Origin of the sequence: Carnobacterium sp. (assembly GCF_045617425.1) — a bacterium.
Classification (GTDB): domain Bacteria; phylum Bacillota; class Bacilli; order Lactobacillales; family Carnobacteriaceae; genus Carnobacterium_B.
The window spans coordinates 106154-122530 of record NZ_JAZLIO010000018.1; the positions used below are offsets into that span (position 1 = coordinate 106154).

Annotated in this window: 16 protein-coding genes; 4 read left to right on the top strand and 12 right to left on the bottom strand. The window is 34.5% G+C overall.

The window, feature by feature from the left end; genetic code table 11:
- Nucleotides 1–106: 106 nt before the first annotated feature.
- Both ACKI3H_RS10050 and ACKI3H_RS10055 read right to left on the bottom strand, forming a co-directional pair.
- Nucleotides 107–1615, bottom strand: coding sequence for a DUF1846 domain-containing protein (locus ACKI3H_RS10050; RefSeq protein ID WP_407372107.1), 1509 nt, complete (start codon nt 1613–1615; stop codon nt 107–109).
- A gap of 329 nt (nt 1616–1944) precedes the next feature.
- Entirely contained in the window at nt 1945–2469 is a 525-nt protein-coding gene (locus tag ACKI3H_RS10055) for a DUF1456 family protein (protein ID WP_407372108.1), read from the bottom strand.
- A gap of 400 nt (nt 2470–2869) precedes the next feature.
- Between ACKI3H_RS10055 and uraA the strand changes: the two genes are divergently transcribed.
- Nucleotides 2870–4144 (top strand): uracil permease, encoded by a 1275-nt coding sequence (gene uraA / locus ACKI3H_RS10060; protein WP_407372109.1) that lies wholly within the window; start codon nt 2870–2872, stop codon nt 4142–4144.
- 78 nt (nt 4145–4222) lie between these two features.
- On the opposite strand, the gene ACKI3H_RS10065 is transcribed toward uraA, so the two are convergent.
- A complete protein-coding gene (locus ACKI3H_RS10065; RefSeq protein ID WP_407372110.1) occupies nt 4223–4780 on the bottom strand; it encodes an NUDIX hydrolase in 558 nt (185 codons plus the stop codon).
- Between the two features lie 152 nt (nt 4781–4932).
- Nucleotides 4933–6444 carry a BCCT family transporter gene (locus ACKI3H_RS10070; protein ID WP_407372111.1) on the bottom strand — a complete coding sequence of 504 codons (1512 nt, stop codon included), beginning with the start codon at nt 6442–6444 and terminating at the stop codon, nt 4933–4935.
- Nucleotides 6445–6870: 426 nt separating this feature from the next.
- Between ACKI3H_RS10070 and ACKI3H_RS10075 the strand changes: the two genes are divergently transcribed.
- Nucleotides 6871–7467 (top strand): acetate uptake transporter, encoded by a 597-nt coding sequence (locus ACKI3H_RS10075; protein ID WP_407372112.1) that lies wholly within the window; start codon nt 6871–6873, stop codon nt 7465–7467.
- Between the two features lie 118 nt (nt 7468–7585).
- Here the strand turns inward: ACKI3H_RS10075 and ACKI3H_RS10080 are convergent, their stop codons facing one another.
- Both ACKI3H_RS10080 and gloB read right to left on the bottom strand, forming a co-directional pair.
- Nucleotides 7586–8458 (bottom strand): alpha/beta fold hydrolase, encoded by an 873-nt coding sequence (locus tag ACKI3H_RS10080; protein WP_407372113.1) that lies wholly within the window; start codon nt 8456–8458, stop codon nt 7586–7588.
- A gap of 130 nt (nt 8459–8588) precedes the next feature.
- The gene (gloB, locus tag ACKI3H_RS10085; RefSeq protein ID WP_407372114.1) at nt 8589–9290 is read right to left on the bottom strand and encodes a hydroxyacylglutathione hydrolase; all 702 of its coding nucleotides are present in this window, start codon (nt 9288–9290) and stop codon (nt 8589–8591) included.
- A 288-nt stretch (nt 9291–9578) separates the two neighbouring features.
- Here gloB and fabV point away from each other — a divergent pair, with 288 nt between their 5' ends.
- Complete coding sequence (gene fabV, locus ACKI3H_RS10090) at nt 9579–10772, top strand: enoyl-ACP reductase FabV (protein WP_407372178.1); 1194 nt, start codon at nt 9579–9581, stop codon at nt 10770–10772.
- Between the two features lie 137 nt (nt 10773–10909).
- On the opposite strand, the gene ACKI3H_RS10095 is transcribed toward fabV, so the two are convergent.
- Nucleotides 10910–11821 carry an SMR family transporter gene (locus tag ACKI3H_RS10095; RefSeq protein ID WP_407372115.1) on the bottom strand — a complete coding sequence of 304 codons (912 nt, stop codon included), beginning with the start codon at nt 11819–11821 and terminating at the stop codon, nt 10910–10912.
- Between the two features lie 268 nt (nt 11822–12089).
- Here ACKI3H_RS10095 and ACKI3H_RS10100 point away from each other — a divergent pair, with 268 nt between their 5' ends.
- The gene (locus tag ACKI3H_RS10100; RefSeq protein ID WP_407372116.1) at nt 12090–12470 is read left to right on the top strand and encodes a VOC family protein; all 381 of its coding nucleotides are present in this window, start codon (nt 12090–12092) and stop codon (nt 12468–12470) included.
- A gap of 187 nt (nt 12471–12657) precedes the next feature.
- Here ACKI3H_RS10100 and yghU read toward each other — a convergent pair whose 3' ends face one another.
- From yghU to ACKI3H_RS10125, 5 genes are all read right to left on the bottom strand, one after another.
- Nucleotides 12658–13446 (bottom strand): glutathione-dependent disulfide-bond oxidoreductase, encoded by a 789-nt coding sequence (gene yghU, locus ACKI3H_RS10105; RefSeq protein WP_407372117.1) that lies wholly within the window; start codon nt 13444–13446, stop codon nt 12658–12660.
- A 148-nt stretch (nt 13447–13594) separates the two neighbouring features.
- A complete protein-coding gene (locus tag ACKI3H_RS10110) occupies nt 13595–14245 on the bottom strand; it encodes a hypothetical protein (RefSeq protein ID WP_407372118.1) in 651 nt (216 codons plus the stop codon).
- Between the two features lie 344 nt (nt 14246–14589).
- A complete protein-coding gene (gene arr / locus ACKI3H_RS10115) occupies nt 14590–14970 on the bottom strand; it encodes an NAD(+)--rifampin ADP-ribosyltransferase (RefSeq protein ID WP_407372179.1) in 381 nt (126 codons plus the stop codon).
- 407 nt (nt 14971–15377) lie between these two features.
- Nucleotides 15378–15857, bottom strand: coding sequence for a 23S rRNA (pseudouridine(1915)-N(3))-methyltransferase RlmH (gene rlmH / locus ACKI3H_RS10120; protein WP_407372119.1), 480 nt, complete (start codon nt 15855–15857; stop codon nt 15378–15380).
- A gap of 67 nt (nt 15858–15924) precedes the next feature.
- A complete protein-coding gene (locus tag ACKI3H_RS10125) occupies nt 15925–16152 on the bottom strand; it encodes a CxxH/CxxC protein (protein WP_407372120.1) in 228 nt (75 codons plus the stop codon).
- Between the last annotated feature and the right edge of the window lie 225 nt (nt 16153–16377).

Sequence of the window (16377 nt, forward strand, 5' to 3'; positions counted from 1 at the left end):
ATTTCTTTATTTTATAATGCATACTTTATTTGTCCATTTAATTGAACTACTATTTTTAGAGAACAAATAAAGGAGGTAAGACTTTTGTCTCACCTCCTTTATATAGTTAAATATAATACAAATTTTCTGATGGATAGAATGGATCACAAGTGATATCCAATCCTAATTTACGAAGTGTTTGCTCATCATCTTTATTCAACATTACCGTTGAATGTGCTTGAACGTCTTGCAACTCAGATAATTTATTGTAAGCTATTTGAGCTGTTGGATTCGTTACTGCACTAATTGCAAGAGCAATCAGAACTTCATTGGCATTCAATGCCGTCATTTTACTATGAAGATCATTTACTTTTAATTTTTGAATCGTTTCTAAAATATTTGGAGATAACAAATGGATTTCATCTGAGATCTTAGCCAAAACTTTAATCGAATTTAGAATAGCTGTAGAGCATGAATCCATTAACTCAGTCGTTCTCCCTGTCACAATTTGACCGTCTGGCAATTCAAATGCGATAACTGCAGGCATATCTGTAACTTCAGAATGTTCTCTTATCTTTTCAGCATATTTACGGGCAGGTGCCACAGGAACTCTATCTTCTTTTTTCAATTCAACTTCTTCCATAATCAATTTCATATGATTAAGAATTTCTTCATCAATCAAACCTTTTTTAAAATCACATTCTGTTGAAAAACTTCTACGAATAATTTCTTGTTTTGAAGCATCTTGAACCACTTCATCATCAATGATACCAAATCCCACACGGTTAACACCCATATCTGTTGGAGATTGGTATACCGATTCTTTACCAGTAATTTTTTCAATAATCCGTTTAATAACAGGGAACGTTTCAAGATCACGATTATAATTAACCGCCACTTGCTTGTATTTTTCAAAATGAAAATTATCAATCATATTTACATCTTTCAAATCTACTGTAGCTGCTTCATAAGCAATGTTAAGCGGATGTTTTAATGGAACATTCCAAACTGGAAATGTTTCAAATTTTGAATATCCAGCTGTATTCCCTTGGTGACGTTCATGATAAAGCTGATTTAAGCAGGTTGCTAACTTTCCACTTCCTGGACCAGGAGCAGTAACGACAACAATTGGCTTAGTTGTTGGAATGTAGTCATTTTTTGCAAAGCCTTCGTCGCTTACGATATTTTCGATATCAGATGGATACCCTTCAATTGCAGCATGTGTGAAGACTTTGATGTCTCTTCTTTCTAGCTTATTAATGAAAAGTTTTGTAGAAGGTTGACCGTTATAACGAGTAATAACTACACTGTTAACTTCTAAGCCATATCCTCTTAGCTCGTCTATTAATCTTAATACATCCATATCATAAGTAATCCCGTAATCGCCGCGAATTTTATTACGTTCGATATCTCCAGCATAGACACAGATAATGATTTCAGCTTGATCTTTTAATTTTTGCAACAACTTAATCTTAGCATCTTCATCAAACCCTGGTAATACACGTTTAGCATGTTTATCACCAATCAGTTTGCCACCGAATTCAAGGTATAATTTATCATAGTCATTTACACGTTCTAGAATATATTTTGACTGTTCTTCAATATACTTCTGTGGGTCAAATCCTGTTTTTTTCATATACTTTCCTCCTGTATTATTGCTGGATTTTAGCAGCTGCCTTTTTAAACAAAAAAAAGTTAGACGATGTTTGTCGTACTAACGTTTTTTATTTTTTTAACTACTATTAAGAATAAATAAGTTCAATTACAACTTGCTCGAAACTAATGTCCTATTTTTACATCCTTTTCAATTATAGTGGTTTATTATTTATAATCAATGTATTTTCTCTATGAATTTAATAATCGTAATAAAAAAAATCGCCTGAATTTCTGCTTTTGAGTACAGAAATTAAGACTGATTTTTTTATTTACTTCGTACAATTAGAGTAGGTTCTTTCAATCAACTAACTATTCTCGCCAAGCTATAGCTAGACCTTTTAAAAAGTTTCGGGCGTATCGATCGCCACATTCTTTGTAGTTTCGATGTCCTTCTTTTCTAAAGACCGCACTTAATTCACTTTTTGATATTTGAACTCCCGCATTTCCTAAAATACCTAACATATCTTCGCTTGAAAGGGAAAGAGCTATTTTAATTTTTTTAAGCAACATATTATTCACATTTTTATCATTTATCACCATTGGAACTGGTTTTTCTGGTTCGTTTAAAACAGGCTCTTGTCTACCTCTTTTAAAAATAATTAAGCCATTTAAAAAAGATTCCAAGGTTTGGTTAGAACAGTCTTTTACGTAATCATTTTTTTGAAATTCCTCTTTTTTTACATTGTCAGAATTTTCATTTTTTGATTTAGCCAACAGTTTCTTTATATCTTCTTTTGTTATTTCTAATCCGCCTAATTTAAAAATCTCTACCATCTCTGTATCTTTGATATCTAAAGCATATCTTAATCTTACTAATCGATCATTATTGTTCATCTTATTAACCCTCCAAAAGCTTTTTCAAATTATTATCTTCCATTAGTATAAAGCTTTATTGCCTGTATTGCATCTTTTGTCAGAAGATAAGATATATTCTAATCTTCCGTTGAAATCTAATCATGCTCTTCTTTTTGAGAAAGCTACATCAAAACACTCTTACGCTATACTTTATTAACGGGTTTACTCAAAAATTTCATTCTTCTATCTAAATAACCAATAGCTTATTGTAATTCCTATTATTTACTGCTAAAATAAATCAAAGCAGAATCCTTTTAAATTAATCCAGAGAGATTAAAAAGGGTAACAAGTCAATTTATGATATGATACCTGAGGTCCTTTTGCGAATACACCATTCAAAAAGGGCATTTTTTGTGCCCAAAAATAGGAGGAATCGTATATGTCAAGTAAGAAAATTATTCAAGTAGATGAAAAGGTCCCTGTAAAATTACTCATTCCGTTAAGCTTGCAACATACATTTGCTATGTTCGGAGCTTCGGTATTAGTGCCCATCATCTTTGGTATTAACCCGAGTATTGTCTTGTTAATGAACGGAATTTCTACATTATTATTTATTCTTATCACCAAAGGAAAAGCTCCTGCTTATCTTGGTTCAAGTTTTGCCTTCATTGGACCTGCAAGTATTATTATTGCAAATCAAGGTTTTGCTTATGCTCAAGGTGGTTTTGTCGTCTTAGGAATCATTGGTTGTCTTTTAGCCTTATTCATCCGACGAGTAGGTACCGCATGGATCAACATCGTTCTTCCACCAGCAGCAATGGGCGCAGTCGTTGCTTTGATTGGTTTGGAATTAGCTGGTAACACCGTTCGAGGCGGTTCAATCGGTGCAAACTTGATGACCGATACTGCCTCGCCGCAAGACTTTATTGTCTTTCTAATTACTTTAAGTGTAGCGATTTTAGGTTCAGTATTATTTAAAGGATTTTTATCCACTATCCCAATTTTAATCTCAATCGTTGTCGGATATATCTCTGCTGCAGCTTTTGGAATGGTCGACTTTACACCTTTAATGGAAACCTCACTGTTTACCTTGCCTCATTTTCAATGGGCAAAATTCGATATGAATGCCATACTAACGATGCTACCTGTTCTTCTAGTCTTAACTTCTGAACACATCGGGCATCAAGTCGTCACTTCAAATGTTATCGGCCATGATTTGATAAAAAATCCTGGCTTACATCGCTCTTTATTCGCTGACAATTTGGGTACTGCTTTATCTGGTCTTATTGGTGGAGTTCCAACAACAACTTATGGAGAAAATATTGGCGTCATGGCTATCACACGTGTTTACAGTGTTCGGGTAATTGCTGGGGCAGCGATTTTCTCAATCTGCATGGCTTTCATTGGACCTTTAGCAGCATTTATCTCGACGATTCCAGGAAATGTCATTGGTGGAGTAACCTTTTTACTTTACGGAATGATTGGAACAAGTGGATTGCGCTTATTAGTGGAATCTAAAGTAGATTATAACAAATCAAAAAATTTGATTTTAACTTCTATCGTTCTTGTTGCTGGTTTAAGCGGATTAACGGTTAATTTTGCGGGAATCGAATTAAAAGGGATGATTCTTGCAAGTGTAGTTGGAATCATTCTAAGTGTAGCCTTTTATTTATTTGAAAAAGTCGGCATAATGAACGAATCAGACGAAGATTAAATACAACTAAAAAAAGCTGAGTAACGTTTCTCTCTATTATTAATAATCATAGAAGAAATTGTAACTCAGTTTTTTTATTTATAGTTTTTTTAATTTGTCATTCAATTTTTCGTAAACAACTTTCATCTCTGGCTCAGTACAGGCTTCAACAGCTTCTTCGAGTTTCATCCATTTTATTGCACTATTTTCGTCCTCTTTTATCTTTGTTCGTTCCGTTTCACTCGCTTCAATCAAGTAGGTTATATTTAAATGCAGATGTGTTGCGATAGGAATGCCTTTTTTCACATGACTCGGAACACCTAAAATTTCTAACGAATAGATTGTATTTGCTAATGGGCGGATGTTCATCAAACCTGTTTCTTCTGTTGTCTCTTTCAAAGCCACTTCTAATAAATTTGCATAGCCATCTGCATGGCCACCGATCCAAGACCATGATTGATAGATGTTGTGATAGGCCATTAGGACTTTTGTGCGCTTAGGATTAACGATCCAAGCTGAAGCTGTAAAATGAGCAAATTCATTTTCACGTGTTAGCAAGTTTTCAAATGTACTCATGTATTTCAATATTACTTCTTGTTCTTTAGCTTCTTGAATATTATAAGGTACATAATGGCTGATTTGTTCTTTTAAATTCATTTACTATTCCCCTTTGAAATTTTATACAGCGTATCATTAACAGGCTACAACATAGAAACATCCCATCTAATTAAGTTATTACACCAAACCAAAAGAATGTTTCTCAATCTAACTGTAAAAATAATAGTCTTCTTTTTGATGTGCAATTTTTACTATTTTTCTGCTCTTAGTGACTTAAAAAAATTGATTCCCATTAGAATGATAACGAATAAAAATGGAAATGAACCGAGTACAGCAACAGCCTGCAAAGATTCTAATCCACCTGCATAAAGCAGGATCGCAGCTATACTTGACATGATTATTCCCCAGATAAATTTAACGCGTACATGCGGAGTTAGGTTACCATTTGTACTGAACATAGCCAATACATAAGTAGCAGAGTCGGCAGAAGTAATAAAAAAAGTTGAAATTAGTAAAATTGCAATTCCAGTTATTACTTTTCCAATACCTCCATAACTCTCCAGCAACGCAAACAGTCCTGTTTCTGTTCCTTTTTCTGTAATAGTTTGTATGAGGTTGTTGTTACTAAACAATTCTTGCCAAATACCACTCCCGCCAAATACAGAAAACCAGAGAAACGTAAAGGCTGTTGGAACGATGAGCACTCCTCCGACAAACTCGCGAATCGTTCTTCCTTTTGAAATTCGAGCAATAAAAGATGACACATAAGGTGCCCATGAAATCCACCAGGACCAGTAAAAGATTGTCCATTCATCGATCCATTCCCTATTTTCTGAACTAAAGGCTCCCAAGCGGAAACTCATTTCAGGAAGTTTTTGAAAATAGTTACCAATACTTTGCACGAATAAATCTAAAAGATAAGCTGTAGGTCCAATAAATAGAACTGCAAACATCAATAGGACTGCTAATAAAATGTTTATATTACTTAAAATTTTTACCCCTTTATCTAAACCGGTAGTAGCACTAATCAAGTAAAGAACTGTTACCATTATTATAACAACCAACTGAGTAATAAATGTATTCGGTATCCAGCTGATTGAAAAACTGAGTCCTCCTGTAATTTGCTGAGCTCCTAAGCCTAGCGAAGTTGCCACTCCAAATACGGTTGCAATAATAGCAATCGTATCCACGATTGTACTGACAGTCCCTCTATACTTTTTTGCAAACAACGGTGTGACACTCTCACTAATGACAGCAGGTTTGTCTTTTCTGAAAGTTGTATAGGCAATAATAAGTCCAATAAATGCGTATAAAGCCCAAGGCTGCAATCCCCAATGAAAAAAAGTATACGTCATAGCTTCCCTAGCATTTTCTAACATATCAGAAGAAGGAAGTGCTGGATCATACAAATGCATGACGGGTTCTGCTACTCCCCAGAATATCAATCCAATTCCCATTCCCGCACTAAACAGCATCGCTACCCAAGAAAAATAACTAAATTCCGGTTCATCATCTTTGCGACCAAGCTTGATTTCGCCATATTTAGAAAATAGCAAATATATAACAGCTACCAGAATCACTACCATTAACAGAACATATAGCCACCCAAACTCTTTCGAAATAACGTTTTGCAATACTTCTGCAACACGTTTCATAGAGTACTGCCCAAGTAAGCTACTAGGTATGGCTCCCCATATGGTAAAGAGTACACAGATAATGACAGATGATATATAAGGTGTGTAATTCCTTTTCCCTTGATTCATATTCTTTCCCCATTTCGTATAATCCTATTCTTACCATATATTATACGAAGAGAAAAGTGATAACCCAAATTAATTGACTTTATATTTTTTAGATATTGAGAAATATAGAGTAATAAGCTCTTCTCTTTTTATAGAATACCTTGTAGTCCTATAAGTTAACTACTATGAACCCATTTATCATTTATTAAAGACTTCAATTCTAAAGCCATTATTGATAATTTTTACCACATACTATTCTTTTTTGAATTACATTGGACTATTATTTTGTATATTTCTGTTCACTTTTTACATTTTGTGCATAAAAATACGATTAATAGCTTCTGAATATTTAATCCGGAATTTTGTTTGACTTGTATAGACCGCCTTCTGTATAATAAGAATCGCGCGAATTTTTTGCGACTATTATATTTAGAGGAGATTCACAAAATGGATAAAGATAAATTAGGTAAAACAGTTACCTTCAAGGAAATAACTTCAAACCCTGCTCCACTTGGACTTTTGGGTTTCGGAATGACTACTGTATTGTTAAATCTTCATAACGCTGGATTTTTCCCAATGGATTCAATGATTTTTGCAATGGGTATTTTTTATGGCGGATTTGCACAAGTTATTGCAGGAATTATGGAATGGAAAAAGGATAACACTTTTGGTGCTACAGCATTTACATCATATGGATTCTTTTGGCTATCATTGATTGCAATAAATATTTTACCTATGATGGGTTTAGGTGAAACTCCTTCTAGTCAATCTATGGCAGCTTACTTATTCATGTGGGCTATTTTTACGTTTGCTATGTTTATTGGAACACTTAGAATCAGCAAAGCACTACAAGTTGTTTTTGGGTCTTTGGCACTTTTATTCCTTTTATTATCTTTAGGTCATTTTACAGGATCTGCACTTATTTTAACTATTGCTGGTTATGAAGGAATCATTTGTGGATTTTCAGCAATTTATGCTGCAATGGCACAAATTTTAAATGAACTTTATGGAAAAACAATCATGCCACTTGGCGAAGTAAAATAATAAAAATTAGAAAAGGCACAACATCTAGTAATAAATGGATGTTGTGCCTTTTTATATGAGTTTCTTATTCAGGTTACCATTAGTTGCAGTTAAATACGATCAGGTAAAACAAAAAGAACTACAAAGGGGGCTCTTCACTAATAAAATCAAGAATCAGCTTATTGACACGTTCCGGTTCTTCGTGGTGTACCCAGTGAGTAGCTTCCCCAAGCAATACTCCTCGGCCATTTTCACAGAATTCAAGACTTTTGTTGGCCAATTCAGGGCCTAAAAATTGATCTTTAGCTCCCCAAATCAAGAAAGTTGGTACAATCACTCGAGATGGAATATCTGAACTAGTATAGTTGGATACTAAAGCACGGTACCAATTGATCATTGAACGCATAGCACCTGGTTGAGACCAAGCAGCACGATATTTTTGCAAATCCTCTTCACTAAACGTACCTTCTCGGCTGCTGCTGATTAAGGCTTTTTCTGCAATTCTCCAATTGGATAGTCCAAATAATTTTTCCGGTATTTTGCGCAATTGGAAGAAAGCAATATATGAACTTTTCAGAATTTGGAACGGGTGTGTTAAAAGTTGGCTACTCATAGCCAATTCGTGTGGAGCGTTAAGAATAATCAACTTCTGCAGTAACTCAGGATATTCTCTCGCTACTCTCCAAGCCACGATTCCACCCCAGTCATGACCTACTAAAATTACTTTTTCTTTACCGGAAGCTTTAATTAAACCAGCAACATCTGCAGCTAAATGATCCATTCGGTAATCACTTATTTTTTTAGGTTTATCGCTAAGATTATAGCCTCTTTGATCTGGAGCCCATACTCTAAACCCTTTGTTTGCCAATTCAGACATCTGATTACTCCAACCATACCAAAATTCGGGAAATCCATGTAGTAAGATCACTAACTGACCATTTCCAGGTCCTTGTTGAACAACATGCAGCTTAATCCCATTCGTTTCAATATACTTATGCTCTTTTATCTCCATAGCTCTAAACCTCCTATGTGAAGTTATTTTTAAGACCTTGCACATCTACGATTAGCTTGTACTTTACCTACTTCCATTGTTTCCTTACTTAATTTAGTGAAAACTTAATATCAGGAATCGAATAAATAACCTAAAACTCATCACGAGCATTACGCAACTCTTTAAAGTCCTCCATTTTCTCTGCTTGCAGAAATAAATTGATTTTTTTCTCTCTACCAATTGTTGTGGGTAAAGTTGGTTTTCCTTTGGCACGCATTTCATTGACTTGGTCTAACGCATCAGAAATAGCTTTGTTCGATGGTTGCATAGAATGCGCAAATAGTAAATTGGTTTGCGTATATTCATGAGCGCCATATACTTGTACCTCATCGTCTAATTGTTTGAATTTCTGTAAGGCATCATATTGAGCTTGATAATCCTTTGTAAAAACTCGACCACAGCCTGCTGAGAATAAGGCATCTCCGCAAAAGAGAACATTCTCCATTACGTAACTAATATGTCCGTGGGTGTGTCCGCCCGTTTTTAATACTTGGACATTTTGACCTAATAAATTAAAGGAGTCTCCGTCCACTACGATATGGTTTGCTAGGTTCTCTGTTTCTTTCGGCCCATAAATTGCAGCAGTTGGGTATTTTTCTGAAATTTGCTGAACTCCTCCAATATGGTCATCATGATTATGCGTTAAAAGGATGGAGGTTAGCTGTAGCTGTTTTTCCTCTAAGTAGTCCAATACTTGTTTAGCTTCTCCTGGATCGACTACTACTGCCTCTGTACCTTCTTCAATAATCCAAATGTAATTATCAGAAAATGCTTTTACGAGATTAATGTTCATAAATCTGTCTCCTCACTTTGAATTTTAGTATCCATAGTTAAAATGTAATTTTTAATATATTACTAATTATACCAGAAACTTATATTTATCTAATAATTACCATAATCACTACTTGACTACTAAATCTTTTTTATTTTTGGTAATACCATACAACCATTCCATTTTACCTAATGAGTAGTAAACACCGGTAAGAAACTTTGATGTGAAATTTTGATAAGTAATTTCTCATAAGAAGCTTTTTCTGATATTATATTCTTATAACGATTTAATGGAGGAAAATTAATCATGATGGAATTCAAACAAAATATTCGTGGAAATGTAGCTTTAGGTATAAATCCACTTGGATGCAAACAGGAAGTATTGAATCAAATCGAGTATGTGAAAAACAAAGAAAGTTACAAAGGTCCAAAAAAAGTATTGATCATTGGTGCGTCATCAAGCTATGGTTTAGCCACACGAATCAGCCTAGCTTTCGGTGCTGGAGCAGATACAATTGGTGTTTCTTTTGAAAAGGGACCAAAGAATGAAAAGAATCTAGGTACAGCTGGTTGGTACAATAACATTGCTTTTCGAGAAGCAGCTGAAAAAGAAGACCTAATTGCTAAAAACTTTGTTCAAGATGCCTTCAGCCATGAAAGCAAGCAAGAAGTTATCGATTATATCAAGAGCGAATTTGGTGGTAAAGTAGACTTAGTCGTTTACAGTCTGGCAAGCGGTAGAAGAACAGATCCTGATACTGGGGAGACATACACTTCTTCTATTAAAGCTATTGGGGAGCCCGTAGTTGGTCCGAATATTAATATGCAAAACCAAACTTACTATACTGAAACTTTAGAACCCGCAACTGAACAGGAGATTGCTAATACTGTAAAAGTAATGGGTGGAGAAGACTGGGAACTCTGGATGAAAGCACTAAAAGAAGCAGACGTATTAGCTGATGGCGTTTTAACAACTAATTATTCTTATTTAGGAACAGAATTGAATCATTCTTACTATGGTGGCGGTACACTTGGTCTGGCTAAAGCGGATTGTGATGAAAAGACAATCACTATTAATGAGTTACTAGCTGACATAAATGGCAAAGCTCAGATTGTAGTCGCTACTGCAGTTACCACTAAAGCAAGCTCAGTTATTCCTTTTTTCCCTGTTTATTGTATCGGTCTTTACAAAGTGATGGCAGATAAAGGCACCCATGAAACACCCATTATGCATCAAGACCGCATTTATAGAGAAATGATTTATGGCAACAAGCCTGAATACGATGAAGTGGGCCGTCTTAGACCTGATAACTGGGAACTTGACAGCGACACTCAGGCTAAAACGAAAGAACTTATCCTAAAATTAAATGAAGAAAATTTCAATTCTGATCTAACGGCTTATGACATCTTTTATAAAGAATTTTCAAATTTAAGTGGCTTTATGGTTGATGGCTATGTTGATCAAGATGTTACTATAGAAGAATTGAAAGAGTTAAAGCTTTAATTTTATAAGGTTCCTAAAAAAGACGGGGTTCATCATGGGGTTATAAACCCTTGGTGAACACCGTCTTTTTTAGGGATGAAAATAAATCCATATTGACTATTCAGATAACGTAACAATATCCGCTTAATTTTATTAACTTATAGATTAATGAGCACAAGAGCGGTGACCGTTAAAATAATAGCTACTTGGTTTTTTCTAGCAATTTTTTCTTTAAATAATAAAAATCCACCTATGTTAATCAGCACGATACTTCCTGCACTATAAATTGGAAATACTACAGAAGTTTTTAAGGTAGCTAATGAAAGGATTAAAAAATAGGAAGAAAATAAGTTGGGTATACCTACTACAAACCCAGTTAGTATATCTTTTTTTGTTATTGTGCTTTTCTCTTTAAACGTATAAAAAATACTTATGAGGAATGCCACAAAAAATAGTGCAAAGAGAAACACATCTTTGTATTCCTCTAATGCATATTTTTGGTAAAACTTACTTGAAAACTCTGCCATACCCCCAAAAATAAATAATAAAATAATAGCAGGTTTAATATCAAATTTTTCGAGAGAGTTTTGTGATAAATTTACAATTACTATAGAGACTAAGGATAATGCGATTCCAACCCATTGAATGACAGAAGGGAACTCTTTCCATATGACGATTGAAAAAATCATTGGAATCAATATGCCTAGTTTAGCAATTGTTCCTGAAATTCCTACACCATTTTCTTTGATACTTTTTTGGTAGTATACAAATGACAGAAAAAAGAAAGATCCAAATATTCCTCCAACGATTAAACCCCATACAATACTTGAATAAGGAGATAAAATATGGTCATTACTACTGGATAGTAGTGAAAAATCCTTTGCAAAAGATACCTCACGAGTTATACCATTTAGTAATCCTCTTGAAAAAACCATAAAAAGACTAATGGCAAAACCAACAAAGTAATTGGCACTTGTTATGACATATCTGTTTGCCTTTACGTTTTCAGTATACTTAAAAATAAGAGCAATAGACGCACTACATATAATGGCTAACGTTAAATAAAACATTCTGACTCCTTTTCAAATTACAGCATATTTTTAATATTTATAAACTTTTTTTGTTTAATCATTTGTGAGGAGCCTATTATACTTCTACAAGTCTCTCTTTTTAAAAATTTCATTTTATTTATTATAAGGAACCCTAAACCCTTTAATAAACTCTGTGCTTTTTGCCTATTGAGGTAGTAGAAAGCACTATAGAGGATAACAGAGGCGTGCCTATATAACCTATTCATGCTAGAATAGTAATAAGAAACTATTGGAGGATGATATTATTATGAACCAACAACTCGTTGAGATTTGCCTACGTGTCAGAGATATTGAGGCTACTTTAGACTTTTATACTAATCTATTTGATTTTGAAGTTGCCAGCCGCAGAGAATATCCTGAAAATAAATTTGATTTGATTTATCTGAATTCTCCCGGTTCTTCTGTACAAATTGAGCTCACTTACAATTACGATGCCGAGCCCTATAATGTAGGAAATGGCTTCAGTCATTTAGGTGTGACTGTCAGTAACTTAGAAAAAATGCATGAAATTTGTAAAGCTTCTGCTTACGAAACAGGCGATTTAAGAGGACTTTCAGGCGGAACGCCCACCTATTTCTTTGTGACGGACCCTGACGGCTATCGAATTGAAGTAAAGCGCGCAAAATAAGTTTTCGAATCTTTTTAAATGTAAGCATCTTGGTTGTTGCCAATATGCTTACATTTTTTTCTTTCTTATCGCCACTAAAAATCCTTTGTTAATTCAATACTTTCTAAACCATCAATTACTTATGATACGGTTCTCTTCAGTATGTCTAAATGAGTTTTCAGTTCTACATAATACTTTGTTTCTTGAACTACTTTTCGAGCGGTTGAGACTCCGCTGCCAGACCTTTTTGAACGCCTGGTCGTTTTGCAATACGATGAGACCACTCTAATAGATGAGTGTATTCATCTAGATTCAAAAATTCATATGATCCTTCATATAATTTTCCTAAAGCTAAGCGGCCGTACCAAGACCAGATGGCAATATCTGCGATGGTATAGGTATCTCCAGCTATATAAGGTCGTTGTGCTAAAGTTTTATCGAGTAAATCTAACTGACGTTTCGTTTCCATCGTGAAGCGATCAATCGGATATTTCATAGGCTCTGGAGCATAAGCGAAAAAGTGACCAAATCCTCCACCAACATAAGGACCTGCTCCCATTTGCCAGAATAACCAATTAAGGGTTTCAGTCCGGCCGTGAATATCTGTCGGAATCAGTTGGTTAAATTTCTCCGCTAAATAAAGAAGAATGGAACCTGATTCAAAAATATCCAAACGAGGACTTTGACTTTGGTCAACAAGGGCTGGAATTTTAGAGTTAGGATTGATCTCAACGAAATCCGAACCAAATTGGTCGCCTTCTCCAATATTAATAGTGTACAAGTCATAATCTGCACCCTCTACACCCAATTCTTTTAGCTCTTCAAACATGATCGTGACTTTAATGCCATTCGGTGTTCCCAATGAATAAAGTTGAAACGGAGACTCTCCAACTGGTAATTTTTGCTCAAAACGACTCCCAGCTGTTGGACGATTGCCACCTTTTTTTGAATTCTCTTCTTCCCACTGCCACACTTTTGGTAATTTATATTCCGTCATCCTAACACTCCTCATACTATTTATTCTTGTCTCCATCATACTACGCAAGCACCATTTTGCCCATAGTTTAGCTTATTCATCTACTTATAATACAGTTCTTCTTGATGCATCAAAACAGCTACAAGGAACATAACTAAATATACTCTATCTATAAATCTATCTTTTCTCCATCAATACTAAACTCGATTATTTCAGCAATTTTATAATCATCTCTGTGTTCAATTATGTAAGCAACTTTGTAAGGTTCTCCATCTACATGTAGCTCGTGATATACAGAGGTCGTTAATTTTTTCTCGTCAAAATTATATCCACTACTATACTGTTCAATCTTTTCCCCCACGATGTTTTTCTCAAGAATTTCAGTCGTCAGTTTATCATTAGACTCTGACAAAATAGCATAATTACCATTGTCACCGTGCATTTTTGCATCCCAAATCTCTAACCAATCAAAATATAGCTCTTCAGGATCTTCTCCGTATTCTTCAGCTATCTCGTATACAGTCTCCCGATCACCTGAGAAATCATCTATAGCATTTAATCTTGTTATAATGATATCGTACCACTCCAGGTCTTCTTCAGTAAGATGCCTTAATCTCGTTACTTCTGGATAGAAGGTTGTTGTTATTTTATCGGCTACAATACTTTTTTCTTCAGTTTCTTCAACTACTTCTATAGTCTCTACTACGGCCTGTTCTGTTATATTCTCTGAGCTTTCTTCTGTGTCGGTTGCTGCAGAACAAGCACCTAGCACTAACCCTAACGATCCAATTACTACTAGTTTATTAACCATAAATCCCATTTTCTTTCTCCCCCTAAAATAGAAAATCAATAAGGTCATAACTAATAGTTACAACTGAATGTTAGTTTATCACTAAACTCAATTCTGTTTCTAGGATATTTGCAAAACTTCGCTCACAAGCATCATTTACTTTAATTATTTCCAATATTTATATCCTATATATGCATTATTGTATTAAAATCCTAAGTGATTTATATCTGTACCAGCAGAAAAAGACGAAGATAAGCCATCATTTAACCATGGCTCTTCTTCGTCTTTATTAGTTTTCATTAAAGTGTATAAAATTGATAGAAAACCGTAATTACTAAACTAACCCATCCATTTCACTGCTATAATCGTTAGTTTTAGTTAATAATTTCCCCTTTATTCTTAGCTAGTCTGTCATCCCATTCTTGTCGTTCTGAATGAGTCAGTTTTTCCCAGTCCGCTACTTCTCCCAAAATTTTTAGAGGTTCTTGTGAACGATAAGAACGTGTTAGGTTACCAGGAAATTTCTTGTCAGTTACATTAGGGTCGTTTTCAAATTCACCGGTAGACTCTATGATATAAACACGTTCGTTTCCTTCGTCTTTTGATAATGCTGCAGCAAGTCCCGCACCATTGATATTTGCTGTGAAATAGATGTGGTTCATTTTAAGATCTTTTTCGTAATTTGATTTCTTGCCCGCTGTCAGCAAATCGCCAACTTGCAAATCTGCCTTTGACCCATGATAAAAGGGGCCAATATCAGTCGGTCTCCCTTGATATGAATGTGATAATTCACTATTCTTTTTAGCATTTTTGGTATCCTTCTTTGTATCATAACATTTAGCGATAGTTAAATATAAAGTTGGATAAGCACTCTTAACATCATCATCATTAATTTTTAGAGCCAGGGCCAATGATTTTTCCATCCATTTTAACTTATCATCGACATTATTTTGTCTTAATCCTAAATGATAAGCAACAATAAATCTTTCGTAGTCGTCACTTGTTTGGTTCCATGCTTTAAGAAAAGTTTCGATGGCATCATCCAAATTCCCACTTTCTTCTAGGGCAATCCCTTTCATACAGAGCTGGATAATAGGATTACTTGGGTCAAATTTCATCCTCATCAATTTTTCCTCCTATTTAACTAATGGAATGTTTATTATTATTTATGGTACGGTTCATTTCGAACAATCTTGAATCCACGATAGATCTGTTCAATTAAAACTAATCGCATCAATTGATGAGGTAGTGTCATTTTTCCAAAGGAAATAGGTGTATTGCTTCTTTTCATTACTGCATCACTTAACCCTAATGACCCACCTATCACAAAAACAATCGTACTTTTCCCTTGAACGCCTAGTTGTTCAATTTCTTTTGCAAATTCTTCTGAAGTACGTTGTTTGCCTTCAATAGCTAATGCAAAAACAAATGCTTGATCTGGAATCTTTGCTAAAATACGGTCGCCTTCTTTTTCTTTAACTTGCACCATTTCAGCTTCACTTAATTTTTCAGGCGCTTTTTCATCTGGAACTTCAATTAATTCCATTTTACAATAAGCTGATAATCTCTTAGCGTATTCTGCAATACCCATTTTCAAATATTTTTCTTTTAACTTACCCACAGTTATTATTTTGATGTTCAAAAAAGTTATCCTCCTATAATCACAGGTTATCCACAAAAGTTATGCACATGTCCACAACTTAAAATCATTATATAGTGGTAGAATGCTTGTTCGACACTACATATATTGCATCCTTCTCGCAATAACCACATTTTTGTTTCGAGTTATCAACAGGTAATAATTGGTCTAGTACCGGCAGTTCAAAACCTCCATAAATCGCGTCATCTAAAGCTTCTTCTACATGTTCCTTACAAGCTAAAATTTTATCCATCCACAACACCTTCCTCATTTTGTGGATAACTTTTTTCGTACCCACATACCTACCTCTATTATTTTACAGCACTTATCCACAATGTTCAAAACTTTTCACACTTACTTGTCCACAAAAAATAAAAAAATACATTAAAAATTGGTTCTTTTATCATTTCTTCAAGTTAAATAATTCGTTTTCATTTTTTTACGAAGCCCTAGACTTTTTATATTCTACGCCTTATTCTTTTTATATAGGATCTTCTTTTCTCATTACTAAACGATTAGGAGG